This is a genomic window from Merdimmobilis hominis, from assembly GCF_900104615.1.
Lineage (GTDB): Bacteria > Bacillota > Clostridia > Oscillospirales > Ruminococcaceae > Merdimmobilis > Merdimmobilis hominis.
The window spans coordinates 1,574,539-1,597,885 of the sequence record NZ_LT629939.1; the positions used below are offsets into that span (position 1 = coordinate 1,574,539).

Sequence of the window (23,347 nt, forward strand, 5' to 3'; positions counted from 1 at the left end):
GGATGGGCTCTGTTAGCCGATCATCGAAGACATGTTGTCAATGACATTGCCCACAGTGCGCAGGGCTTTGCCCGCATTCTTTTTCAGGGCGCGGCGCTGGGCTTTGCTGGATTTTGCAGTGGCCATATAGGCGGCGGTGCCCACGGCGGCACAGGCAGCGATGCCGGCGATGGTGGCGGAAACAGGTTTGTTCATAAGGTGGTTCCCCTCTCTTCCAAAACAAAAATCGCTTGGGACGAGGCGGCGCTGGCTGGTGCGATATGCTGGAAATTTGGAAAACCCAACGTTTTTTCTCCATTTCCAGTGCCGGCGCTTCTTTGTCCCATGCTTTTTTATCCTTTCCCAGCCGCCGCCGAAAACACCCGAGAAGATTTGACAAGGCTTCCAAGTTTCAAAAACAAATTGGACTATCCCAACGATTCTACGAATGCCACAGGATTTGGCGATTTGAAATAGAGAAAAATTAGCTATATTGCAATAATGATTTAGCGCCTTATCCCAAAATTCAAAAAATCTTGTGTTTTGCAATAAGAATGAGTTTGTGTTATTCTAAAAAACAAGGGGTTTTGCACAAAAGGCGGGGGGACAAACCGCCTTTCCTTCCGCGTTGCGGAGCCCCCGGACGGACTGTATACTGATAGATGAAAAGCGGAGGATATTATATGGATAGACCATTGCGCGTTGCGGCCATTCATGATCTTTCCGGCGTGGGCCGGTGTTCGTTGACGGTGATTCTCCCAGTGCTTTCCGCCATGGGGGTGCAGGTTTGCCCCGTTCCCACCGCCATGCTCTCCTGCCATTTTGGCTTTGGGGATGTGGTGTTCCGGGATCTGACGGACTACATTCCCCGCGCCCTGGAAAACTACCAGGAGCTGGGCATTGACTTCGAGTGCATTTACAGCGGCTTTTTGGGGTCGGAGGAACAGGTGGACCATTGTCTGGAGTTTTTCCGCAGCTACCCCAAGGCACTGATTGTGGTGGACCCGGTGATGGGGGATCACGGAAAGCCCTATAAAACCTATACCAAGGAACTGCAGACCCGCATGGGCGAACTGGTGTCGGTGGCGGATTTGATCACCCCCAACTACACCGAAGCCTGCATTTTGCTGGGGGAGGAGTACAGCCACGAGCCTGTCACCCGGGCCAAAGCCAAGAGTATGCTGGTCCGCCTGTCGGAGCTGGGGCCCAAAAATGTGGTGATCACCGGCCTTTCCCTGGCCACCGGAGAGATCGCCAACGTGGGCTACGACCGGGACCAAAACGCCTTTTGGCGGGTGACCTGTGACTATGTGCCGGTCTCTTACCCTGGGACAGGGGATTTGTACGCCAGCGCCCTAATCGGTTCGCTGCTCACGGGGGACAGCCTGCCCATCTCTATGGATCGGGCCACCCGGTTTGCGGAAATCTCCATCAAAACCACCTTCAGCTACGGGACCGAGACCCGCCAAGGGGTGATGCTGGAGCGCTCCCTGCCTTGGCTGACCCAGCGGGAAGTGCTGAAGAACTACCAAATCCTGTAACGGCAGCCTGTCCTTCCTATCTCTCCGCTACTACGAGATAGAGGGTGTTTTTATGAACAAGACCAAGCAGAAAATCACCGCCTATGACATCGCCGCCATCGGGTTGATGGCCGCCGTGGTGTTTGTGGCAACCAACTTTAAAATTTACATCCCCACAGCCATCGGCAAAACCATGATTCACTTCGGCAACATCTTCTGTCTGCTGTCTGGCCTCCTGCTGGGCGGCGTCCGGGGCGGGNTTTTGTGTATCACCTTTGTCCCCCAATACGGGCTGGAAGGGGTGTGGATCTCGGTGTTCCTCTCCGTCTCGGCCTTCTGCAATGCCGGGTTTGATATCCTGGGCCGGCAGACCCCATACATCTCCTTATGCAACTACAACGGCAACCTGATGGTCACCGGGGTGATCATGGCCCTCATCATCGCCGGCGGCCTGGGCTTCTATGTCTGGCAGGAGCTGTTTGCTTATTTCCGCACCAAAAAACTTTCGCTGCACACCCGTGTGGTTCTTATTGTCACTGGTATACTCATCGGGGCGGGGTTCTTGGTCTTTGCCGTCTTTGAATGGAACAACCCGGCCACCATGGGCGGCCTCTCTTGGTACGAGAAATTCACCGGCGCTCTATTCCAGTCGGTGACCCTGCGCACCGCCGGATTCAACAGTGTGCCCACCGACAGTTTCCGACCGATCACCGAGATTTTATCCGGCCTCATCATGCTGGTAGGCGCCGCTCCCGGCTCCACCGCCGGAGGTATCAAGGTCACCACCTTGGCCGTACTGATGATGACCATTGTCTCGGTGGCCCGGGGCCGGGATGACACCATCATCCTCAAGCGCCGGATCAACAAGGAGACGGTGTATAAATCCCTGACCATCATCCTCATCGCCATCATGGCGGTGGCTACGGCCGCCGGGGTCATGGTGGGGACTATGGGGGAGAGCCACTCCATCACCGGCTCCCAAAGCTTTTTTGAGGCCTGCTCCGCTTTCGCCACCGTGGGCATCTCCTGCGGGGTGACCGGCATGGCCAACATCCCCTCCAAAATCGTGCTCATCCTGCTCATGTTCTTAGGGCGTGTGGGCCCGGTCTCTTTTGTCCTCTCCTTTGCCGCGAAGCCCGCTTCCAACAAAAAAGAGGTCATCCCCGAAGGGCGGATCATGGTGGGATAGGGAACCCCCCATGTATGTATCCCCCCAGGGCTTGGGGGGATGGGCTCTGTTAGCCGATCATCGAAGACATGTTGTCAATGACATTGCCCACAGTGCGCAGGGCTTTGCCCGCATTCTTTTTCAGGGCGCGGCGCTGGGCTTTGCTGGATTTTGCAGTGGCCATATAGGCGGCGGTGCCCACGGCGGCACAGGCAGCGATGCCGGCGATGGTGGCGGAAACAGGTTTGTTCATAAGGTGGTTCCCCTCTCTTCCAAAACAAAAATCGCTTGGGACGAGGCGGCGCTGGCTGGTGCGATATGCTGGAAATTTGGAAAACCCAACGTTTTTTCTCCATTTCCAGTGCCGGCGCTTCTTTGTCCCATGCTTTTTTATCCTTTCCCAGCCGCCGCCGAAAACACCCGAGAAGATTTGACAAGGCTTCCAAGTTTCAAAAACAAATTGGACTATCCCAACGATTCTACGAATGCCACAGGATTTGGCGATTTGAAATAGAGAAAAATTAGCTATATTGCAATAATGATTTAGCGCCTTATCCCAAAATTCAAAAAATCTTGTGTTTTGCAATAAGAATGAGTTTGTGTTATTCTAAAAAACAAGGGGTTTTGCACAAAAGGCGGGGGGACAAACCGCCTTTCCTTCCGCGTTGCGGAGCCCCCGGACGGACTGTATACTGATAGATGAAAAGCGGAGGATATTATATGGATAGACCATTGCGCGTTGCGGCCATTCATGATCTTTCCGGCGTGGGCCGGTGTTCGTTGACGGTGATTCTCCCAGTGCTTTCCGCCATGGGGGTGCAGGTTTGCCCCGTTCCCACCGCCATGCTCTCCTGCCATTTTGGCTTTGGGGATGTGGTGTTCCGGGATCTGACGGACTACATTCCCCGCGCCCTGGAAAACTACCAGGAGCTGGGCATTGACTTCGAGTGCATTTACAGCGGCTTTTTGGGGTCGGAGGAACAGGTGGACCATTGTCTGGAGTTTTTCCGCAGCTACCCCAAGGCACTGATTGTGGTGGACCCGGTGATGGGGGATCACGGAAAGCCCTATAAAACCTATACCAAGGAACTGCAGACCCGCATGGGCGAACTGGTGTCGGTGGCGGATTTGATCACCCCCAACTACACCGAAGCCTGCATTTTGCTGGGGGAGGAGTACAGCCACGAGCCTGTCACCCGGGCCAAAGCCAAGAGTATGCTGGTCCGCCTGTCGGAGCTGGGGCCCAAAAATGTGGTGATCACCGGCCTTTCCCTGGCCACCGGAGAGATCGCCAACGTGGGCTACGACCGGGACCAAAACGCCTTTTGGCGGGTGACCTGTGACTATGTGCCGGTCTCTTACCCTGGGACAGGGGATTTGTACGCCAGCGCCCTAATCGGTTCGCTGCTCACGGGGGACAGCCTGCCCATCTCTATGGATCGGGCCACCCGGTTTGCGGAAATCTCCATCAAAACCACCTTCAGCTACGGGACCGAGACCCGCCAAGGGGTGATGCTGGAGCGCTCCCTGCCTTGGCTGACCCAGCGGGAAGTGCTGAAGAACTACCAAATCCTGTAACGGCAGCCTGTCCTTCCTATCTCTCCGCTACTACGAGATAGAGGGTGTTTTTATGAACAAGACCAAGCAGAAAATCACCGCCTATGACATCGCCGCCATCGGGTTGATGGCCGCCGTGGTGTTTGTGGCAACCAACTTTAAAATTTACATCCCCACAGCCATCGGCAAAACCATGATTCACTTCGGCAACATCTTCTGTCTGCTGTCTGGCCTCCTGCTGGGCGGCGTCCGGGGCGGGTTGGCTGCCGGCATCGGTTCCGCTTTCTTTGATGTGATGGACCCGTTGTTCGTCTCCAGCGCTCCCTTTACCCTGGTGTTTAAATTCGCTATGGGTGCAGTCTGCGGCGTCATTGCCCACTCTGGCGGCAGCCGCGGGGAGAAAAAGGCCAAAAATATCATAGGAGCGCTGTGCGGCTCGGTTTCCTATGTGATTTTATACCTGGGCAAAAATTTTGTGGAGGGGTATTACCTCCACCACAACCCTATGAACACCGTCCTGGCTTCCCTGGTGCAGAAGGGCTCGGTGTCCCTGTTCAACGGGGTTGTCGCCGTCATCGTTTCGGTGCTGGTGGCCCCATTGTTCCTGGCCGCTATGAAGCGGGCGGGCATTTACCGCAAACTCTTCCCCTCTCAATCATAGAATCGACATTTACCTAGAAAGAAGGGCCTCCCCAGCTAGGGGGAGGCCCTTCTTTCGTTGTTGTTACCGGAAGGCGATATAGTAGTAGGTCTGGCCGGAGCTGTTGAGGAAGAAGGCTTCGTAGTCGTACTCCCCAGCGCCGCTGCGCACCGAAATCCCCGTATCGGTGAGGGATGCTCCCATGCTGCATCCTGCCTCCGAGAGGATGGCAAAGCCGATCTGCACCTCGGTGTACAAAGTGGGGTTCATCCGCAGCAGGGGGACGAAGTCGGTGTAGACCAAGCATATTTTGGGGCGGAACCCCAAGTCCACCGCCCGGGTGATCTTCCCATCCCCCACATAGCTGCCGCACACTGGGGTAAGCTGGTGAAACGCCGCATCCAGCTTGAGGTTGTCAGCGTTGAAGTCGTCCATTTTGGGCTTGTCGGCGCCGGACCAGCTGTTAAGGGAGAGATGGGCGGTTTTTTGGGAACTAGGCATGCTGTCCCTCCTTTCCAAGTTTGTGGCCGTTGATATCAAACCATTGCCAACTGAAATCGGCCGAATCCCAGTCGATGAAGGAGAGGCTGAACCCGTCGAACATCTCCCAAGTCAGAATGCCCACATCAAACTCCGCCGGGAGATGGGCAGGTAGCAGGGCCTGGATCTGCTTTTTCAGCTGCTCCCAGTTTTCATACTCCAGAAGGGTGTCCACAAAGGAGATCGAAAGAGGTCCCTGTGGCGGGTTCTCGGTGATTCTCACCTTGACCCCGGCCCCGCTGACTGACTGTTCCAGCCGGGGGAGGGTGAAGTCCCCGGGCCGGATGGCCAAGCGGGCCAGCACCGTCTCCCGGCGGCTTTCCAGGGGGACTTCCAGCTGGGTGGGCAACCCCAGGAGGGACTCCCACCGGCTCAGCGCTTCCCCGGAACAGCTGATGACAAAGCTGTCCTCCGCCACCCGGCGCAAGACCTCTTCCACCAAGGCGAACCCCACCCCGTAGGCTTCCAGTTCCCGGCTGACAAAACTGTCGGGGGAGAGGTCATAAAGACCCATGGGGAGGAGCATCTCCCGCAGGGCCATAGCCGCCGCCCTCATTGGGCGGCCCCCATTTGGGTCACGGTGATGGCCCCGGGCACCGCCACCTGCCGCGGCTCAATGGAGGTGTCCCCCGTAGGGGTGAGGAAGCGGCAGTTAGTGACAGAGGGCAGGCTATACACCCTGTGGATCATCCCGGCGAGGAGGGCGCTGCTGCCCACCCCCAGCCCCGTCAGGTATTGAGTGAGGGCTTCCTCCACCTGGGTTTTAGCCTCTTCCAGTCCGGCAGAGGTTTCAATCTCCACCGAGACAGGGACCGCCACCGCCTGGGCCGGGGTGAGGGTGACGTCCACGCTGATCTCTTTTTCAGCGGCGAACCGCTCCTTGAGGCGGTCCATCACCTCCCGGGAGGGAGCGGTCCCCCCAGCGGTGACTACCACCTCCACCGTGCCAGCGCCGGAAGGCCGGGGCAGAACTAGGGCAGAGGTGATCCCCTCTTCTTCCAAGGCAGCCTGGTGGTAGTAGGCGGCGTTGGCTCCGTTGGACACCTCCCGGTAACTCTCCAGCAGCCGCCTGCGCAGGGATTCATCGTCCTCCGCGTCCACCCCGCCGGTGAAGGGGTCGGGGTTGCTCACCGAGGCGATACCGCTGGCCGGGGTGATCAGCACCGAGGCGGCGCCGGATGCCGCATTTCCCCCGCGTCCGGCAAGTTCTGCCTTTGCGGGGATGAGCACGCTTGTCTTCCCCTGGGGGAGAATCCCGTCCTCGGTGGTTTGGTACCGATAGGAGGGTTCTCCGTCGGTGGAGACAATCAGCCCCGCCGGAAGGGGGATGTCTTGGGGGGCCGGGGTGGCGCGGACGAACTTCAGCACCCCTTGGGCACAGGTGGCCGCCTTGCGCTGCAAGCCCCGCTGGGCGGCATGGCGGTCCAAAAACTCACCGGAACTGGTCTCAGGAAAGGCCCGGGCCTCCAGTTCTGCGGCGTAGTTGTACAAAAGCTCCAGCTGGGCGGCCAGTACCGTCATCCGGATGCCCAGGTCGGAGGCGTCGTCCGCCTCCGCGCCGGTCAATTCCCGGAAGCGGTCGGTCATGGCCGTCCGAATTTCCGTTTGGGTCATGTTATAAATTCACCTCCAACAGGGTGGATGCCTCGCCCAAAGCCAGCTCCAGGGAAAGTTCGATCCGATCTTCTTCCGGGTCATAGCGGCAGGTGATCTCTCCCGCTTTTGCCCCGGCCATAGGGGCGAGGGCATCCATTACATACCCCTGGGCTGCTCGGTTCATCTGGGCGGCGGGACCCCTCTTGAGACGGTACAGTTCACTGCCCAGCTTAGGGTTGGGGGCAAAGCCCCCTTTGCGGCAGATGAGTCGAATCATCGCCCGCTGAGCTAGTTCCGCCTTCCCATCCACCGTCTGGGGCAGCCCCCGGCTGTCCAAGAGAAAATCCCCGTTGTGCAAAAGTGTGTCCATTAGGTATCCTCCTTTTGAGGGGGGACCACTGTCCCGTCGGGTTGGATGGCCAGCCCATTGATTACCACATCCCCGGTGTTTTTCAGGTGGATATAGGCCCCGCCGCCGCTTTCCAGGATGAGCTCCCCCGGATTCAGCCCTTGGGTGGAAGCTGCGGTGCCCAGCAGGGCGTAGCCGCCCCCAAAGGGGATGAGGAAGCCCTGTTCCCCCTCCTTGGGGAAGCAGCGTAGGCCGCTGGGGCAAAAGAGGGGGAGGGTGTCGCAGCAGTCGGCAGCTGCGGTGATCTTACCTTCCGCCGAGGCGGAGATCCTCCCGGTGCAGGGGTCCAATTGGTTTGTCATGGTTGTCATTCCTTTCGTAGATACAGCCGGGTAAAGGCCCCGCTGGCGGAGAATTCCCACCGGATCTCCACCGGGTAATATCCCATCTCCGAGCCAATGGAGTCGATGAGGTCGAACCGGTCGGCCAGGGAGAGGGGAAGAAGGTCGGGCAGCAGCGCCTCCGCCTGCCGGTAACGGTTCCAGGCGTCCATGAGCAGGCGGTCCGCCCCGGCCTGGGGGTTGTGCTGGTATTCATCGGGGGGGATCCAGTACCGTTTGCGCCGCACCCCGATCTCCTGGGCTTTTTCGCTGGAGACCGCGGAGGAGTAGTAGCCCTCCTCCCCCCGGATGCAAATTTTGGAGAGGACCCGGCTGCGCTCCCGCCGGAAGGTCAGCTTTTGGTAGGCTAAGCCCCCCTCCCCAATGGTGTACCGCCGCCCCCCGCTGGGCCGCTGGGGTTCAATGACTCCCTGGGGGGTCAGGTAGGGCCGCACCCCTAGAGCTCCCTCGCAAAACCCGCAGAAGGCCTCCCACTCGCTGGCCCCCTTGGACACCCGGTAAGAGGGGAGCCGCAGCTCCCCAAACCCGGCGATCGGGAAGCCGTAAGGGGCAATATACCGCTGGTAGACATCCTGGAGCCGGGGGGAGTCAAACCGCTGGGGAAGGGCTTGGTTGTCCAGCAGCAGCGCCCCGTCCGACCGGGCAAAGAGGGAGAGCAGTTCCCCCTTTGGGGAAGAGACCCGCTCCTCCTCATCCACCTCCCCGATGAAGAGGATATCCCCTGGCAGCTGGGCTTTCACTTTACAAAGGGGCGGCAGGTCCTGGGGTAGGGGAAGGGTCAGCTCCAGCCCGTCCGCCGGGGAGTCCACCGCCCGGCTCAGTTGGAGGGAGACCGGCTGGGGCAGCGGGCAGGCCGTCCCGGTCTGGCTGTACCCGGTCAGCTGGATCAAATTGCTCATTGTGGCCACCGTCCTTTCACTGCCCTGCCTCCTCCAAAAACACCGCCGTGTAGGCGATGACCCGCCCGTCCCCGTCGGCGGTGTAGGTCAGCCGTTCAAAAAGGGCAAACAGCGCCTCGCCGGTGGGGAGGAATAAAGTCTTGACCTCCCCGCTTCCCGCCGCTTGTGCCAGGGAAGCAAGGGCTTTCCCTGTTTTCTGTGGGCTGTCGGAAAACAGTTCCCCTTTGCAGGTGATCCGCCGGCATTGGGGCCCCAGGGGCTGGATGCGTCCCCCCAGCCGGGGAAGGAATAGTTCTGCCGCCTTCTGGGCAGTCTCCACCTGGATGGTGTGGGGGTTGTGGGGGAAGAGGTAGTCCCCGAATTGCATGCGATCCATCAAAAATCCCTCCCAAAGGGGAAGCGCAGGGCTTCCCGTTCTTGCAGTTTGGCCATCCGGTGAAGGAGGTTGTCCTCATCCTCCCAAAGGGGGGAGGCAGGGAAGGCCTCCATCTCCGCCGGTTTCCAATCGGCAACGGGTTCCCCCTCTTGGGGGAGGTTGGGCATCTGTGCCACCGCGGGGGGATCTGGCATCACCGCCGCCGGAAGGTTCTCCCGGTGGGGCGGGGTCAGCCCGGCGGCCTCTTTGTTTCGGGCGAGGGCCCGTTCCAATCCAGTCATCTTCCCACCTCCCTGTCAAAGGATTCGTTGACGCCCCACTCCCCGCCCTCCCGCAGGAGCTGGGCATACTGGGCCAGCTCCTCCAGGGAGAAACGCTCCAGCACCTGGGCGGGGTGGGTCAGCTGAGGCTCTCCCCGCCGCAGGGAGAGGAAGACCGCCGCGCAGTTGTAAGCCACAGCCAGGGCGCCTAGGTCGTCGTCCATCTGGGCGAATAGCTGGGGGAGCACCTGGGCGGCCACCCGGCGCAATTTGAGGGCGTCGCCGGCGGTCAGGGGGGCGAAGCTGGGCCCGCTCATCGCAGCTCCATCCGCTTGGCAGCGGCGACGGTGACTGATTCCACCATCACATCCCCCAAGGCGGCCGTCTCGGTGATGCCGGCCCACTCGCAGCCGGAGTAGATGATTTTCCGGTCGGGTTTGACCACTACCACGTTGAAGCCGGAGAGGTCGAAGAAGCCGATGCCATCGTCCAACCCGCCGGTCAGGCACACCCGGGAGAGCTCCAGAATGTGTTTTACCCGCCCCCCTACCGTGCCCACCGGTTCGCTGGAACCAAAGGCTTCAATGGTGCGGCTTTCCCGGGTGGACCGGGCCTTATAGCTCTGGACTACGGCCAGCTTTTTGCCGTTGATTTCAATGTAAATATCCTTGCTTGTCGGCAGAGAACCAATTGCCATACCTGTGCCTCCTTTACACCTGGATGCTGGCGGAGATCAAAATCTGGTTGGCGGCGTGGGCCACGGCAAAGGCCAGCTCTACCACCAGTACCGCCGGGTCGTCCGGGTGGACATACACCCGGGGCGGCTCATAGCTTTCGATAATCTCCCCATCCAGCAGCTGACCCAGTTCCACTGTCACCTGGGAGGCGATGCTCTCCCGGGTCTGGGTGGTGTTTTTCATCCCGGTGAGCCGGGATTTGAGGGCGCCCCGCACCGTTTCCATCACGTGGTCAATAATCAGTATGGTGTTGACCGGCAGGAAGCTCAAATCCGTCTTGCCGCCGGTCTTGGTGCGGGTGGTCACCGCCCGGATGATCTCCACCCCGCCCGGCTGGGTCTCCAAGGGGGTGACCCCAGCGCCCAGCAGGGTTTCCACCTCATCCTGTCCCAGTTCCCGGGAGAGGCCCTCCGGCAGCGGGATTTCCCGTCCGGAGAACCCGGTGGAGGGGTCGCTTTCACAGAGGATTTCCCCGGCCACTGCCGCCGCGCCCAAAGGAGGGCATGCCGCACCGCCCAGGGAGGGGGCAGGGCAGACGAGGACCATCCTCTCGCTGTTCAGGGCGGAGGCCAGGGAAGAGGCGGCGGCGCTGTCGTCCACCCCGCAGAAACCCAACCGCTCCCGGCTTCCTTCGCTGGCCCGCTGGCAGCTCTCCTGCAAGGCGTCGAGGATGTCCTCCTCGGCCTTATCGCAGAGGATGCAGCCCACCTCGGCCACCGGCTCCAAGGCGGCAAAGGCGGCGGCGTACCCCTCCGCTGTATCGGTAGCTGCCGGGGAGAGGTAGACCGCGGCCACCCCCCGCCCAAACAGGAGGGAACAGGCGGCTAATGCCCAGCCTTCCAGCAGGGCGGCGGCCTCGCTGTAGCGGGAAAGGCGGGTCACCCCCTCCACCTCGGGAAAAACGCCTACCAGGGCAGCAGCCCGTTCGCTGACCGGCCGGGCGTACAGGCTGGTCACCGCATATTGGGAGTACACCCCCGGCCGTTTGGTAGCAATGGGGTTCATTCCATCACCCTCCTCAGTTCAATTTCATCAATGGCGAGGGAGGTCTCCCCGGCGCTGATCAAGGCGTTCATCCGCCCCTTGGCGCACAAGAGGAAGCCCCCGATGTTTTTGTCGTAAGCTACAGGGCCACAGGTCAGCTCCTCCACCCCCAGGCTGTTGCGACGAAGGAGCAGAGCGTCGAGCAGCTCCTCGAACAGCCCTTGGCAGGCCCCACCCCCCAGGCGGACCGGGCAGGCCAGATCAAACCGCAGGGTGATTTGTACATACCGCCCCCGCAGGGTCTGGCTGCTGTCCTCCCCCAGATAGTCGTCCAGCCCTGCATCTTGAACTGCCATAGCGTCAAACCCCACGGCAATCCGGCTTTTTAGGAGGGGAGAGGGCTTGGGCGATGGAGGAAATTCCCCCATCACCGCCACCCCTTGGCCGGAAAAATGGTCGGAGAGGTAGTCCACCAGCTGTTGTTTCAGCTCCTTCAAATCAGTCATCCTGCTCCTCCTCCCGCGCCCGCTGGAGAACCGCCCACCGGTAGAGGGCCTTGCCTTTGCCGTAAAAGTTCTCCGCCTGCTTCACAAAATAATGTTCCTCCCCAAAGCGGATAAAGTCCCCCTGCTGGGGGTAGGGGAGGGCTGGCCCATAGTAGAGGGCATGGCCTTTTTCCAGCTGCCCCAAGGCGGAGTAATCCGCCTCCAAATACAGCTTGCTCCGGTCGTGGATGGGCTGCACCACCGCCTTTACCCGGTGCACCTCCCCTTGGTGTTCGATGGCCGTCTCCCACCCCAGGCGGGTGAGGATGGCCTCCACACCGGTCACGGTTTCACCTCAAAAAGGACTTTGGGGGAGAAGTCCGCCAGGTCGGCAAGGGAGAGGATGGCGTCGTCCCGGATGGCTCCGGCTGCCCGCAGCAGGCCGTCCCCATCGCAGGAGACCGAAAGCTCCCCCGCCTTGAGGCTGTGGCACCCCACCGCCGCCTCTAAAAGGGCGTATTTGTAATAGGCGATAGCCGCCGCCCCCTGGGTGAGCCGTTCCCCCTGCTGGGAGGGGGAAATCCCCTCCCGCAGGTGGGCCAGCAGGTCGTTCCAGGCAGAGGCGCACAGCCCCCGCCACCGTTCTTTTTCCCCCTCGTCCAAACCGGCGAGGGAGAGGAATGCCGTCAATACGGCGTCAACTTCCGACATAGGCGCACCCCTTATGCAGTCAGGGTCAAGACCTTCACCGCGTCGGGGAAGATTTTGGCGAAGCCGCAGGTCTCGGTGATGGCCACCCGCTCCAGCTGGCAGTCGATCACCTTGTCGGAGTCCACGGTTACCCCGCCGCAGGAGACCATCTCCAAAGCGCAGTTTTTGTCCATGGCGATGACTGTTCCCGCAGGTACCGCGTCGGATTTGATCAGCACCGCGCCAAAAGGGGTGAGGGCCGCGTCCGGGCCGGTGAAGGCGGCGGCACAGCCGGGCAGGTTGCACTCTGGCAGGGAGAGGATTTTGCCCGCCATGTCGGGGGAAGCCAGCAGCAGGTTCATCTCATAGTCCTCAAAGCTTTGCCACAGCTTGAGAAGGTCGCTGTAGGCCAAGGTTCCGGAGGTGGCGCAGACGGTTTTCTCCGCCGCATCATCCCCAGTGCCGATGAGGGCGCTCACCGCGTCTTTCAGCTTGCGCCGGGCGATGGAGTTGCCGATCTGCCGCAGGGTGACGGCGAACAGCTCCAGCCGCTGGAAGCGGATTGCCTCATAGCTGGCCGAGAGCATCCGGCCCCGCTTGTTGAGGGTCACCAGTTTATCCTTGAGGCGGATCTGGGTGGCGGGGATGGCGCCGCCCTCAGCGATGGCTTTGTCCTCATCCTCGCTGGCGGTGGAGGAGATGGAGCGGTAATCGGGGGTGTTCACCACCGTTTTGGCCGCCAGGATTAGATCCAAGGGGGAGTTTTTCATCCCCTGCTCCACTGCTCGGGTGAGGTAAGCGGGGAAGAGGAGGGCGGACTGGGGGTCCTGGAAGAATTTTTCCACCCGGTCGCCCAAGGGGCCGCTTACTTTGATGTCGAACCGTTTCAGCTGGCGCTCCAGGGCGTCCAGGCCGCAGAGGTCGGTGCCCTCGTACCCGCGGGAGGGATCCAAGGCCTCCAGGCGGTTAAAAAAGCCCTCGCCTGTGTGGTACATGGATTTTTCCAGAACAACCGATTGATAATTGCCCATAAAAATAGCCTCCTTACAGTTTAAAATGGCGGTTGGATGTGGCTATGGTTCCCTCCGGGCGATAGAGCTGGGGCACCGGCAGGCCGGTGCCTTTTCCCAGCCCGGCCAGGAAGGATTGAAGTTCCCGGCAGGAGAGGGAAGCCGCCGCTTTTTGGGCCAGGGTCCCAGTCAGGGCCGGGTGCTGAAGCACCAGTGCCTTCTCCACCTCCCGACGCAGGGAGGAGAGGTACTCCTCCCCAGCCTGGGCAAGTGGCTCCAGCCGCTCCAGCTGGGTGAGAAGGGCTTTGGCCTCCCCGGATTTTAAAGTGACTTCCCCCAGCGCGAGCTTCTTCTTCAGCTCCCCAGGGGAGAGGGCGGTGCCGTAGGCTTTGGTTACCCCGGCTTCCCGCTGGGCGGGTACCGCCACAAAGGACCACTCATAGGCGTCGGTGGGCTCTTCCAGCAGGGTGCAGCACAGCTGGCCGCCGTACCGTTCCCCCGTTTTGTGTCCGCAGGAGCCGGCCGCTGCCCCGCAGATGGAACAGCTTTTTTTGGCCACTGTGCAGCCAATGCTCACCTCTTTTTTGATCCCCGCGTCAATCTCCAAAATCAGGTCGGCGTTTTTCTCGCATCGGGGCAGGTAACACAGGGCCCGCAGCTGGCAGAAGGGTTCCCCGCAGCTGGTTTCCCGGCTGGCGTCCTCCACTACCTGCGTGTAAAAGATCCGGGCGGTCTGCCCCGCACCCTGGGGATTGTGGTCGAAGATGCCGGTCTTGCCCAGCATCATGGGGGCAAGGGCCTCCAAGGCGGGGCGGGTAAACCGCTCCCCATCCCGGTCCACCTCGTTGTCGCAGAGGTTGACCGCAAAGACAAACACCTCATCGGGGGAGAGTTTCCGGCGGGAGAAGCGGTTGATGGCGGCGAGTTGTTTCTCCCCGGCCGCCGCTTCGGGGAATGGGTCGATTCTATTCATCCATAGCCTCCTTGTTTTCCCGCTCCAGCCGGTCGGCTTGAAGCTGGATCAGCCGGGTGTTGGCCAGCTCCACCTCGTCCTGCAGATTGATGCAGTCCCAGTCGATGGAGAAGGGCCGGTCCATCCCCTTTAGCAACAGATGGCTGCGGCAGACCTTCTCCACCACCGGGGTCAAGAGGGAGCGGTAATACTCCAGTTCACTGGTGAGGATGTCCGCTTGCTGGGCGCTCATCCGCTCGGTGGTGGACCAGTTGAGGCCCAATAAAAAGGGCGGGATCCCCAGTTTTGCCACCATTTGTTCCAACATCTGGCGCACCGGCACCTGGGTGTCAATCATCTGGTTGTCCGCACCGATGACCTTGACATCCACGTCGCCCACTGCCACAAAGTCCCGGATGGAGCCGCTTTTGCCCGAATTCATGGCGTTCTGCCACTCCTTGGCGATGGAGGCGGCGATTTCCTGGGAATAGGCCCGGTCCAGGCTCCCGGCGCCGGGCTTGTAGGTGACGGCGTAACGCAGGTTGGCAATCCGTTCAAAGTTGTTGCCGATGGAGCGGAAGATTTTTAACAGGATATCGCTGACAAAAGGCAGGCCCTTTAAAAGCGAATTCCCTCGTATTTCCCCGGGGTTGGGCCGCAGGGCGGAAAACAAGATCCACTGGGGTTCCCGCACCGGTACAAGACCCTCCTCCCCGGGGACGTAAAAGCACAGCTCCATAGGGGATTGGCCCGGTTTGACCGTCACCTGGCGGCAGGGGGCGTTGTACAGCCCCAGGACCCCTTCCTCCCCGGGGAGGATTTCCCCTACCGCCGAGCCATAGGTCAATAAGCTGTCCAGGTAGGAGGCCAAAAAGGGGGCGATGCCGGTCTGCCCGCCGGAGACTGGCACCTGGGAGAGAAACCGGCAAAGCTCCTCCCGGACGGCCTCCTCCTCACAGAGTACGGTAAACCCGCCAGTCAGCCGGACAATTTTGTCGATGGCCGCGTCGATGATGGGGACCGCTTCCCGCAGGCAGGCATACAGTTCCCCATCGCAGCCGCACAGAGGGGTGTAGTCCTCCAAGGGGCTGAATGGATGGGGGGAGCCCCGCCCGGTCTGCACCGAAAGGGCAGGCCTGCGGAATAAATTCGAAAAGCCCAAACAATCCTCCTCCTTTCTCATAATTGTTTTGCCCCCCAAGGGGGCGCGCTGTTGGTTGCCGTCCCCATCCGCCCCGCCGGCGGGCGAAAAAGGGATTTTTTGGGAACAGGTCATCCCCGCTCCACACTCACGGCGAAGAACCCGGATTCCCCCTCCTGCATCGCCGCCATGGCGAAGTAGCGGATGTCATCCATGGCGTGGTCAAACTCCTTCACCGGCTTGTCCTGCCTCGCCCCTTCGTCCCACCGGTAGAGGGAAAACTCCCGGATGGTGTCGGCGCATTGGGGGGAGAAAAGTATTCTCCCTGCGAGAAGGGCTTCGCTCACCAGCTGGATCCCCTCCTTCACCCGGTTGTCAGCGGGTAAAACCCGGAACCGGCCGTGACGGCGGATGCAGGCTAGAAAACTGGCTGCCGAGGGGTCCACTACTACCTGCTCGATGGCCCGGTCCCCAGCCAGTTCTTCCAGGGCAGCATAAAGCTCCTCGTCGGTGCGGGTCAGGCCGTCCCGGCGGCTGTCCAGATACTGTTCCGCCAGCCGGTGCCACACCCCATCCCGCTCTCCCCACAGCCCCATGGAGCAGGGGTTTACGGTGCCGTAGTCGCAGGAGATCAGGTACCTCCGGTACTCCCCGTCCGGCTCCCGCAGGTGGCGGACAGGGTCGAACATGGGGTAGACAAGTCCTTGGGGGGCGCACCATTCCCCCAGCACATACCGCCGGTAAAACCCTCCGGAGTAAAGGCCCTCATATCGCCGGCGCACCTGGTCGGAGAGCCCCGGATTGTCCTCCATGGTGAAGTGGAGGTAGAGGATGCCCTTCTCCTCGGCTTTCTGCACCCATTCCCGGTAGAACCAGTGGCCCGGGTGGTCGGGGTTGCAGCTAAACCAGAATTTGGCCCCCTCCACCGAGCAGCGGGCCAGGGCCTGCTCCACAAAGGAGCGGGGCATCAGCACCACCTCATCCAGCAGCACCCCCGCCAGGGTGGCGCCTTGGATCAGGGCGGCGGAGCCCTCGTCCTTGCCTCCGAAGAGAAGAAACCGGTTCTGCTGGTTCCCCTGGCGGATGGTCACCAGGTTTTGGGAGGGCTGTTCCCGCACCTCCATCCCCAGCTCCCGCAGATAGGGCAGCAGGGGGAAGAGGAGATTTCGCCGCAGCCCCCGGATCGTCCGGGCACAGATGGCGAAGTCCTCCCCTGCAAAAGAGGCCATGGCCCACAGCACAAAGGAGAGGGTGAGGCAGAAGGTCTTGCCGGAGCGGATGGCCCCGTCGCAGAGGATGCCGCTGTATCCCTCCTCCAGCCACCAGGTCAGCACCCGCAGCTGTTTGGGGGAAAAGCGGTCAATCCTTCCCATGGGCCTCCAGGGCCTTGGCGCTCATGAGGAGAGCCTGGTAGATGGGACTCTCCCCGGCGGGGGTTTCCTCTTTGGCGATCTCCCACAGCAGTTCTAGGGCCCGCAGCCGGTCGGCAAACTTGACCTCCACCCCGTTTTTGCCGGATTTGATCTCCGACACGCCGAACAGGTCGGGGAGATCCGCCCCTTCTGCTGTCACACCGCCTTGGGCCGAGGAGAAGATAAGCCGTAGGAGGCCGTTTTTGACAATCTCTGGAAGCAGGTCTTTGTGGGGCGCCCGCCGGATCTCCTCCCCCACCGCTTGGCGGATCTCCTCCCGGCAGAGAAGCTCGCCGGCGATGGCTGCTGCCTTTTTGCCTGGATATCCCGCCTCCAGGGCAGCTTCCCGGGGCAGCAGCAGGCGGGCGTAAGCCCCGCAGAACAACCGCTCCTTAGCGGTCAAAGGTGTTTCCAAACGCATCCCTCACAATCCATTGGTCTTTCGAGAAGGGGGAAGGGCCCTTCATCTTTCCCGCCAAAAGAAAAAAGAAGTTGCAAAAAAACTGCAACTTCTCAAAAACATTTGAAAAACTGGCGGATTGGGGGATAGGACGCTTGCGTTGTCCGCCGGAGGGGGAAATCCCCTGGTGTCGCCCCTTGACGAACACGGAAAATTATAGTTAAATAGAATATGTAACAATTGTTGCATGCCGGATGTGGGGGAGTTCCCCGCCGGTATCAGTCTCCCTGCAAAGAGGGAAGCGGGATGCAAAGTTTTTGCCGCGGCAGTTGTTCTTATTTTTGACGGGCGACCCCGCCGTAAGGATGATGATACCCCCTATGCCAACTTTGAACATTGTTTTGGTTGAGCCCCAAATTCCCCAGAATACCGGCAACATCGCCCGCACCTGTGCGGCCACCGGGGCCCGCCTCCACCTGGTGGGGCCGCTGGGCTTTTCCATTGACGACAAAAAACTCAAGCGGGCGGGCCTGGATTACTGGCACCTGCTAGACATCACCTATTACGACGGCCTCTCTGACTTTTTCAGCAGGAACCAAGGGGAATTTTTTTATTTTACCACCAAAGGCCGCCATGTCTATAGCGAAGTCTCCTACCCGGACAACGCTTATATCGTCTTTGGGCGGGAGGACGCCGGCCTCCCGGAGGAGCTGCTGGTCCAAAACGAACCCACCTGTGTCCGTCTGCCTATGATCGGGGCGGCCCGCAGTTTGAACCTGTCCAATACCGTGGCAGTGGCCACCTATGAAGCGCTGCGCCAATGGGGATACCCTGCCCTGGAATCCAAGGGGAAACTGACCAAATACCAGTGGAAGGAATAATGAAACCATGGAAAAGATACTTTTGATGAGCGATTCCGCATGCGACATCCCCCGGGATTTGGAAGAGGAACTGGGCATCCGCATCATCAACCTGCCCATCACTTATGAAGGGAAAACCCTGGAAGACCGGGTGGATTTTACCTCGGAGGAGTTTTACCAGATGCTGAATACCTGCCAGGAGCTCCCCACCACCGCGGGGGTTACCCCTATCCGCTTTCTGGAGGAATTCTGGAAGGCCAGCCAAGAGGGGTACACCCATATTCTGTATGTTTCCATCAACGGCAAGGGATCCAATACCTTAAGCAACTGCCATCTGGCCATCGAGGGACTGTTTCAAAGCCGTCCAGAACTGGCGGACAAGCTGACCATTGAGGCCATTGACGGCAAAGCCTACTCGTTGGGGTATGGCTACCCGCTGATCAACGCCGCCAAGATGCTCAAGGAGGGGGCAACCTTCCAGCAGCTGAAAGACTATTTGGTCAAAGCCATCGACGAAAACCAGATTTTCACGACTTTCTTCACCTTGAAATTTGCCAAGCGTTCTGGCCGCCTTGGTTCCACTGCCGCCTTTGTAGGGGACCTTTTGGGGCTGCGGCCCATCGTTTCCTTCCCTGATGGGGAGAATGTGGTGCTGGAGAAGGTTCGCGGTGACAAAGGGGTGATCCACCGCATCGCTGAAATTTACCGGGATAAAGGCGAAGGCCGGGATTTTGTCATGCTCTACGGGGAGGATAAAAAGCCCGCTGACGAGCTTTGCGCCCTTATCGAGGAGATGACTGGCAAAAAGCCGGCCTATATCCTGCGCACCGGTGCCTGCATCGCCATCAACTCCGGGCCCAACATGGTGGGCATTGCTTTCCCCATCCCCGGCACCAAATAAATAAGAGATGACAAAAGGGAGGGTTTACCCCTCCCTTTTCCTTTTGCTGTATATCCTATTTGGGAATTTCCCCCAATTGTTGCTGACAGCGCAGATGGGCCCCTATTCCAACGCCGCACTTGAAAATGCCGGTGGAATAGGGTACAATGAATCGCAGAAGTGATCGCACTCAGCAACGTCCATCAAAGCCGGAAATAGTGCCAGCTCCCATCCGGCATCCCATAAGAATACACTGTGAAAGGTTGTGCAGCATGAACGCACGGAACAAAAAAAATGTGGAGGACCTTTCCCTGAACGGCAAACGGGTTTTGGTCCGCTGCGATTTTAACGTCCCCGTCAAAGATGGGGCCATCACCAACGACAAACGCATCCAGGAATCCCTCAAAACCATCCGGTACTTGGTTGATCAAGGGGCGCGGGTCATCCTCTGCTCCCACCTGGGCCGGCCGAAAAACGGCTATGCCGAGGAATTCTCCATGAAGCCGGTGGCCGCCCGCCTGTCGGAACTGTTGGGCCAGCCGGTGAAGATGGCAAAGGATGTTGTGGGGGAGGACGCCAAAGCCCTGGCCGCTTCCCTTCAGGACGGGGAGGTCATGCTCCTGGAAAACGTCCGTTTCCATAAGGAGGAGACCAAAAACGACCCAGAATTCTCCAAGCAGCTGGCCTCTCTGGCAGAGCTGTATGTCAACGACGCTTTCGGCACTGCACACCGGGCCCACTCCTCCACCGCCGGGGTGGCGGACTACCTGCCCTCCGCCTGCGGCTACCTGATCCAGAAGGAGCTGGAGGTCATGGGCAAGGCGCTGGATGACCCCAAACGGCCTTTTGTAGCCATCTTGGGCGGCGCCAAAGTCTCGGATAAAATCGGTGTGATCAACAACCTATTGGATAAAGTGGACACCCTCATCATAGGGGGCGGCATGGCCTACACCTTCCTCAAAGCCAAGGGCTGTGAGATCGGTGACTCCATCTGCGAAGAAGATAAACTGGACCTGGCCAAAGAACTGATGGCCAAAGCCGAAAAGAACGGCGTGGCCCTTCTCCTGCCGGTGGACAATGTGGTGGCTGACGCTTTCTCGGCGGACGCGGCTACCAAAGTGGTCGGCTCAGAAGCAATCCCCACCGGCTGGCAGGGGCTGGATATCGGCCCCAAGACCCGGGAACTGTTTGCCAAGGCCATTGCCGGAGCGGGCACTGTGGTTTGGAACGGCCCCATGGGCGTGTTTGAGCTGAAGCCCTTTGCCGAGGGCACTTGTGCCGTGGCCAAAGCGGTGGCGGACAGCGGCTCGGTCTCCATTATCGGCGGCGGCGATTCGGCAGCGGCGGTGGAACAGCTGGGCTTTGCCGATAAAATGACCCACATTTCCACTGGCGGCGGCGCCTCCCTGGAATTCCTGGAAGGGCTGGAACTGCCCGGCATCGCCTGCCTTTCCGACCGGGACTAAACCGCATAATTCCATGTATGGGAGGAAAACCTATGAACCCGAACAAGCGCAGCGCGGTCATCGCGGGCAACTGGAAGATGAACCTGACCCGCCCCCAGGCCAAAGCGCTGATTGAGGAGATAAAACCCCTGGTGGCAGGAGCCGCCTGCGGGGTGGTCCTCTGCGTTCCTTATACCGACCTGGAGACCGCCCTCTCGGCGGCTGCCGGCAGCAACATCAAAATCGGCGCCCAGAACTGCCATTGGGAGGAGTCCGGCGCCTTCACCGGGGAGATTTCCCCCGCCATGCTCACCGAGCTGGGGGCGGAATATGTCATCCTCGGCCACTCGGAGCGCCGCCAATACTTTGGCGACACCGACGAAACAGTCAACAAGCGGCTGCTGGCCGCCTTGGAAGCCGGCCTCAAGGTCATCCTCTGCGTGGGGGAGACCCTCTCCCAACGGGAGGAGGGCAAAACCCGGGAGGTTCTCTCCCGCCAGGCCACAGCGGCCTTAGCGGGGGTAACAGCCTCACAGCTCTCCAACATCATTGTCGCCTATGAGCCCATCTGGGCCATCGGCACCGGAAAAACCGCCACCGCTGCCCAAGCGGGTGAGGGGAACGCTGTGGTCCGCGCCACCGTCGCCGCCCTCTATGGCGGGGAGGCCGCCGAAGCTCTCACCATCCAGTACGGCGGCTCGATGAAAGCCTCCAACGCGGCCGAGCTTCTTGCCCAGCCGGATGTGGACGGCGGCCTCATCGGCGGCGCATCGCTGAAAGCGGCAGATTTCGCCGCCATTGTCCAAGCGGCATCCAGATAAGATGGGGGAGAATTCAATGAAAAAACCACTGGCCCTTGTCATACTGGATGGGTATGGCCTGGCCGATCAAACCGAAGGAAATGCGATCCGGGCGGCAAAGACCCCCAATCTGGACCGCATTTTTGCTGAAAACCCCCACACCCAGTTGCAGGCTTCCGGCCTGGCTGTGGGCCTGCCGGAGGGGCAGATGGGCAACTCCGAGGTGGGGCACACCAACATGGGCGCGGGCCGGGTCGTCTACCAAGAGCTGACCCGTATCACAAAATCCATAAAGGACGGGGATTTTTACCAGAATCCCGTCCTCCTCGCGGGAGTCCGGGCCTGTAAGGAGGGGGATAAAGCCCTCCACCTGCTGGGCCTCCTCTCGGACGGCGGGGTTCACAGCCACCTTTCCCACCTGTTGGGCCTCATCGAGCTGGCCAAGCGGGAGGGGCTTGAGAAGGTCTATGTCCACGCCTTTTTGGACGGGCGGGATGTGCCGCCTCACACTGCCGGCATCTACCTGAAAAAGCTGGTGGAGGGGATGGAAGCCATCGGGGTAGGGAAGCTGGCCACCTTCATGGGCCGCTATTACGCCATGGACCGGGACAACCGCTGGGAGCGGGTGGAGCGGGCCTATGCCGCCATGGTCTATGGGGAAGGCAGCTACAACCCCGATTATGAGGATGCTCTGGAAAAATCCTATAAAAAAGAGATTACCGATGAATTTGTGGAGCCCACCGTCTGCGACCAGCAGGGGATGATCCGGGAAGGGGACACGGTGGTATTTTTCAACTTCCGCCCCGACCGCGCCCGGGAGATCACCCGCGCTTTGGTGGACCCGGAATTTACTGGTTTTAACCGGAGATTGGGGTATTTCCCTCTCCATTACATCTGCATGACCCAGTACGACGCCACCATGCCGGGGGTTCAAATTGCCTTTCCGCCGCAAAAGCTGGAAAACACCTTGGGGGAATACCTCTCCGCCCACGGCAAACGGCAGCTGCGCATCGCCGAGACCGAGAAGTATGCCCACGTCACCTTTTTCTTCAACGGTGGGGTGGAGGCGGTCTATCCTGGTGAGGACCGGGTACTGATCCCCTCTCCCAAGGTAGCCACCTACGATTTGCAGCCGGAGATGAGCGCCTTTGCCGTCACGGAAGAGGCCCTGCGCCGCATCGACAGCGGGGAGTATGACGTCATCATCCTCAACTATGCCAACTGCGATATGGTGGGTCACACCGGTGTGTATGAAGCCGCAGTCAAAGCGGTGGAAGCGGTGGATGCCTGTGTCGGCCAGCTGGTGGACCACCTTTTGAAGGCTGGAGGAGCTGCCCTTATCACAGCGGACCACGGAAACGCAGACCAGATGATGGCTGAAGATGGCAGCCCGTTTACCGCTCACACCACCAACCCGGTGCCCTTTGTCGCGGCGGGGATTTCCCGCGGCCTGCGGGAGGGTGGAATCCTGGCGGACATCGCCCCCACCATGTTGGAGCTGCTGGAACTCCCCCAGCCCACCGAGATGACCGGTCGGTCTCTGCTGCAATAAGGAAAATCTCTCCATTTGTTCACAAATTAGCGGTCAATCTTTCACAAAGGTGTATTGTACTTTCAAAAAAAGGGTATTATACTAAAAACAGTATTCATCATCTGCCGTGGCCGTCCGCCCGGCATAGACGGGAGGAAATACCATGAAAAAAGGTTATCTCATATCCATTATTGCGCTTTTGGTCGCCCTGGTGGGCGTTGTAGTGGCCCTTGCCGCCTACTTTAAACGGAAAAACGATGCCCTTTGTGACGAGTACGGCGACGACCTGCTGGGCGCAGAGCCTGATGACCTGGACTACTATTCCACCCAGGTGGAGCCCAGCTGTGAAGAAGAGGAAGCCCAAGCGGAAGTGCCCGCTGAGGAGCCTGCTTCTGGGGATGAGGAGCCGGTAGCCAACATAGAAGAATAGTCTCAAGAAAAAGTTCGATAGCATCTGAAAAAACTTCTTGACAATCTCTGCTCGCTGTGGTATTCTATATAGGCACCCAAAGAGAGTGCTTAATACAATATCGCGGAGTGGAGCAGTTCGGTAGCTCGTCGGGCTCATAACGAACCCACTTTCGCAACAAAATTCGAGAGCGCACAACTAAATAATTCGGTATTCCGCGGGGTGGAGCAGTTCGGTAGCTCGTCGGGCTCATAACCCGAAGGTCGTAGGTTCAAATCCTATCCCCGCAACCAATACCGCTCTACAAGCGGCTTTGTGCCACTTAT

At 59.9% G+C, this 23,347-nt stretch carries 31 protein-coding genes and 1 tRNA gene; 11 read left to right on the forward strand and 21 right to left on the reverse strand.

Going from position 1 to position 23,347, the window contains the following annotated elements:
• Positions 1–12: 12 nt before the first annotated feature.
• Positions 13–195 (reverse strand): hypothetical protein, encoded by a 183-nt coding sequence (locus BQ5353_RS07685; RefSeq protein ID WP_054331408.1) that lies wholly within the window; start codon positions 193–195, stop codon positions 13–15.
• A 467-nt stretch (positions 196–662) separates the two neighbouring features.
• Here BQ5353_RS07685 and BQ5353_RS07690 point away from each other — a divergent pair, with 467 nt between their 5' ends.
• Together BQ5353_RS07690 and BQ5353_RS07695 are read left to right on the forward strand one after the other, a co-directional pair.
• Positions 663–1,520, forward strand: coding sequence for a pyridoxamine kinase (locus tag BQ5353_RS07690; protein WP_054331409.1), 858 nt, complete (start codon positions 663–665; stop codon positions 1,518–1,520).
• Between the two features lie 52 nt (positions 1,521–1,572).
• The gene (locus BQ5353_RS07695) at positions 1,573–2,688 is read left to right on the forward strand and encodes a potassium transporter TrkG (protein WP_071427642.1); all 1,116 of its coding nucleotides are present in this window, start codon (positions 1,573–1,575) and stop codon (positions 2,686–2,688) included.
• Between the two features lie 49 nt (positions 2,689–2,737).
• On the opposite strand, the gene BQ5353_RS07700 is transcribed toward BQ5353_RS07695, so the two are convergent.
• Positions 2,738–2,920 carry a hypothetical protein gene (locus tag BQ5353_RS07700; protein ID WP_054331408.1) on the reverse strand — a complete coding sequence of 61 codons (183 nt, stop codon included), beginning with the start codon at positions 2,918–2,920 and terminating at the stop codon, positions 2,738–2,740.
• A gap of 467 nt (positions 2,921–3,387) precedes the next feature.
• On the opposite strand from BQ5353_RS07700, the gene BQ5353_RS07705 reads away from it, so the two are divergent.
• Both BQ5353_RS07705 and BQ5353_RS07710 read left to right on the forward strand, forming a co-directional pair.
• Positions 3,388–4,245 (forward strand): pyridoxamine kinase, encoded by an 858-nt coding sequence (locus BQ5353_RS07705; protein ID WP_054331409.1) that lies wholly within the window; start codon positions 3,388–3,390, stop codon positions 4,243–4,245.
• Between the two features lie 52 nt (positions 4,246–4,297).
• A complete protein-coding gene (locus tag BQ5353_RS07710) occupies positions 4,298–4,885 on the forward strand; it encodes an ECF transporter S component (protein WP_054331410.1) in 588 nt (195 codons plus the stop codon).
• Positions 4,886–4,948: 63 nt separating this feature from the next.
• Here BQ5353_RS07710 and BQ5353_RS07715 read toward each other — a convergent pair whose 3' ends face one another.
• From BQ5353_RS07715 to BQ5353_RS07805, 19 genes are all read right to left on the reverse strand, one after another.
• The gene (locus BQ5353_RS07715; RefSeq protein ID WP_054331411.1) at positions 4,949–5,365 is read right to left on the reverse strand and encodes a hypothetical protein; all 417 of its coding nucleotides are present in this window, start codon (positions 5,363–5,365) and stop codon (positions 4,949–4,951) included.
• The gene (locus BQ5353_RS07720) at positions 5,358–5,960 is read right to left on the reverse strand and encodes a putative phage tail protein (RefSeq protein WP_083386443.1); all 603 of its coding nucleotides are present in this window, start codon (positions 5,958–5,960) and stop codon (positions 5,358–5,360) included. Before BQ5353_RS07720 ends, BQ5353_RS07715 begins: the two co-directional genes overlap by 8 nt.
• Positions 5,957–7,018 carry a baseplate J/gp47 family protein gene (locus BQ5353_RS07725; RefSeq protein ID WP_054331413.1) on the reverse strand — a complete coding sequence of 354 codons (1,062 nt, stop codon included), beginning with the start codon at positions 7,016–7,018 and terminating at the stop codon, positions 5,957–5,959. Before BQ5353_RS07725 ends, BQ5353_RS07720 begins: the two co-directional genes overlap by 4 nt.
• Before the next feature lies 1 nt (position 7,019).
• Positions 7,020–7,370, reverse strand: coding sequence for a hypothetical protein (locus BQ5353_RS07730; RefSeq protein ID WP_054331414.1), 351 nt, complete (start codon positions 7,368–7,370; stop codon positions 7,020–7,022).
• On the reverse strand, positions 7,370–7,711 hold the full coding sequence (locus BQ5353_RS07735) for a hypothetical protein (RefSeq protein WP_054331415.1): 342 nt from the start codon (positions 7,709–7,711) through the stop codon (positions 7,370–7,372). Before BQ5353_RS07735 ends, BQ5353_RS07730 begins: the two co-directional genes overlap by 1 nt.
• A gap of 5 nt (positions 7,712–7,716) precedes the next feature.
• Positions 7,717–8,649 carry a hypothetical protein gene (locus BQ5353_RS07740; protein WP_054331416.1) on the reverse strand — a complete coding sequence of 311 codons (933 nt, stop codon included), beginning with the start codon at positions 8,647–8,649 and terminating at the stop codon, positions 7,717–7,719.
• Positions 8,650–8,665: 16 nt separating this feature from the next.
• Positions 8,666–9,025 carry a hypothetical protein gene (locus tag BQ5353_RS07745; protein ID WP_054331417.1) on the reverse strand — a complete coding sequence of 120 codons (360 nt, stop codon included), beginning with the start codon at positions 9,023–9,025 and terminating at the stop codon, positions 8,666–8,668.
• A complete protein-coding gene (locus tag BQ5353_RS07750; protein ID WP_054331418.1) occupies positions 9,025–9,306 on the reverse strand; it encodes a hypothetical protein in 282 nt (93 codons plus the stop codon). The genes BQ5353_RS07745 and BQ5353_RS07750 overlap by 1 nt, the downstream gene beginning before the upstream one ends.
• On the reverse strand, positions 9,303–9,602 hold the full coding sequence (locus tag BQ5353_RS07755) for a hypothetical protein (protein WP_054331419.1): 300 nt from the start codon (positions 9,600–9,602) through the stop codon (positions 9,303–9,305). Before BQ5353_RS07755 ends, BQ5353_RS07750 begins: the two co-directional genes overlap by 4 nt.
• Positions 9,599–9,982 carry a hypothetical protein gene (locus BQ5353_RS07760; RefSeq protein ID WP_054331420.1) on the reverse strand — a complete coding sequence of 128 codons (384 nt, stop codon included), beginning with the start codon at positions 9,980–9,982 and terminating at the stop codon, positions 9,599–9,601. Before BQ5353_RS07760 ends, BQ5353_RS07755 begins: the two co-directional genes overlap by 4 nt.
• 13 nt (positions 9,983–9,995) lie before the next feature.
• Positions 9,996–11,027: a hypothetical protein gene (locus BQ5353_RS07765; protein ID WP_054331421.1), complete on the reverse strand. Its 1,032-nt coding sequence runs from the start codon at positions 11,025–11,027 to the stop codon at positions 9,996–9,998.
• Complete coding sequence (locus tag BQ5353_RS07770) at positions 11,024–11,512, reverse strand: hypothetical protein (RefSeq protein WP_054331422.1); 489 nt, start codon at positions 11,510–11,512, stop codon at positions 11,024–11,026. The genes BQ5353_RS07765 and BQ5353_RS07770 overlap by 4 nt, the downstream gene beginning before the upstream one ends.
• The gene (locus tag BQ5353_RS07775; RefSeq protein ID WP_054331423.1) at positions 11,505–11,837 is read right to left on the reverse strand and encodes a hypothetical protein; all 333 of its coding nucleotides are present in this window, start codon (positions 11,835–11,837) and stop codon (positions 11,505–11,507) included. Before BQ5353_RS07775 ends, BQ5353_RS07770 begins: the two co-directional genes overlap by 8 nt.
• The gene (locus BQ5353_RS07780; protein ID WP_054331424.1) at positions 11,834–12,202 is read right to left on the reverse strand and encodes a hypothetical protein; all 369 of its coding nucleotides are present in this window, start codon (positions 12,200–12,202) and stop codon (positions 11,834–11,836) included. Before BQ5353_RS07780 ends, BQ5353_RS07775 begins: the two co-directional genes overlap by 4 nt.
• A gap of 11 nt (positions 12,203–12,213) precedes the next feature.
• Entirely contained in the window at positions 12,214–13,212 is a 999-nt protein-coding gene (locus tag BQ5353_RS07785) for a phage major capsid protein (protein WP_071427645.1), read from the reverse strand.
• Positions 13,213–13,225: 13 nt separating this feature from the next.
• Complete coding sequence (locus BQ5353_RS07790; protein WP_071427647.1) at positions 13,226–14,164, reverse strand: hypothetical protein; 939 nt, start codon at positions 14,162–14,164, stop codon at positions 13,226–13,228.
• Complete coding sequence (locus BQ5353_RS07795; RefSeq protein WP_161802827.1) at positions 14,157–15,305, reverse strand: phage portal protein; 1,149 nt, start codon at positions 15,303–15,305, stop codon at positions 14,157–14,159. The genes BQ5353_RS07790 and BQ5353_RS07795 overlap by 8 nt, the downstream gene beginning before the upstream one ends.
• A 110-nt stretch (positions 15,306–15,415) precedes the next feature.
• Positions 15,416–16,657, reverse strand: coding sequence for a PBSX family phage terminase large subunit (locus BQ5353_RS07800; protein WP_071427648.1), 1,242 nt, complete (start codon positions 16,655–16,657; stop codon positions 15,416–15,418).
• On the reverse strand, positions 16,644–17,111 hold the full coding sequence (locus BQ5353_RS07805; protein ID WP_162273118.1) for a terminase small subunit: 468 nt from the start codon (positions 17,109–17,111) through the stop codon (positions 16,644–16,646). The genes BQ5353_RS07800 and BQ5353_RS07805 overlap by 14 nt, the downstream gene beginning before the upstream one ends.
• A gap of 365 nt (positions 17,112–17,476) precedes the next feature.
• Between BQ5353_RS07805 and BQ5353_RS07810 the strand changes: the two genes are divergently transcribed.
• The 7 genes from BQ5353_RS07810 to BQ5353_RS07840 all read left to right on the forward strand — a co-directional run bounded on the left by BQ5353_RS07810 (position 17,477) and on the right by BQ5353_RS07840 (position 23,314).
• The gene (locus tag BQ5353_RS07810; RefSeq protein WP_054331428.1) at positions 17,477–17,977 is read left to right on the forward strand and encodes a tRNA (cytidine(34)-2'-O)-methyltransferase; all 501 of its coding nucleotides are present in this window, start codon (positions 17,477–17,479) and stop codon (positions 17,975–17,977) included.
• A 7-nt stretch (positions 17,978–17,984) separates the two neighbouring features.
• Complete coding sequence (locus BQ5353_RS07815) at positions 17,985–18,857, forward strand: DegV family protein (RefSeq protein ID WP_054331429.1); 873 nt, start codon at positions 17,985–17,987, stop codon at positions 18,855–18,857.
• A gap of 251 nt (positions 18,858–19,108) precedes the next feature.
• The gene (locus tag BQ5353_RS07820; protein WP_071427650.1) at positions 19,109–20,302 is read left to right on the forward strand and encodes a phosphoglycerate kinase; all 1,194 of its coding nucleotides are present in this window, start codon (positions 19,109–19,111) and stop codon (positions 20,300–20,302) included.
• A gap of 32 nt (positions 20,303–20,334) precedes the next feature.
• Positions 20,335–21,102 (forward strand): triose-phosphate isomerase, encoded by a 768-nt coding sequence (tpiA, locus tag BQ5353_RS07825; RefSeq protein WP_054331431.1) that lies wholly within the window; start codon positions 20,335–20,337, stop codon positions 21,100–21,102.
• 16 nt (positions 21,103–21,118) lie between these two features.
• Positions 21,119–22,633: a 2,3-bisphosphoglycerate-independent phosphoglycerate mutase gene (gpmI, locus tag BQ5353_RS07830; protein ID WP_071427652.1), complete on the forward strand. Its 1,515-nt coding sequence runs from the start codon at positions 21,119–21,121 to the stop codon at positions 22,631–22,633.
• A gap of 142 nt (positions 22,634–22,775) precedes the next feature.
• Positions 22,776–23,042, forward strand: coding sequence for a hypothetical protein (locus BQ5353_RS07835; protein ID WP_054331432.1), 267 nt, complete (start codon positions 22,776–22,778; stop codon positions 23,040–23,042).
• 195 nt (positions 23,043–23,237) lie between these two features.
• Positions 23,238–23,314: transfer RNA gene (locus BQ5353_RS07840), tRNA-Met, on the forward strand.
• Positions 23,315–23,347: the final 33 nt, after the last annotated feature.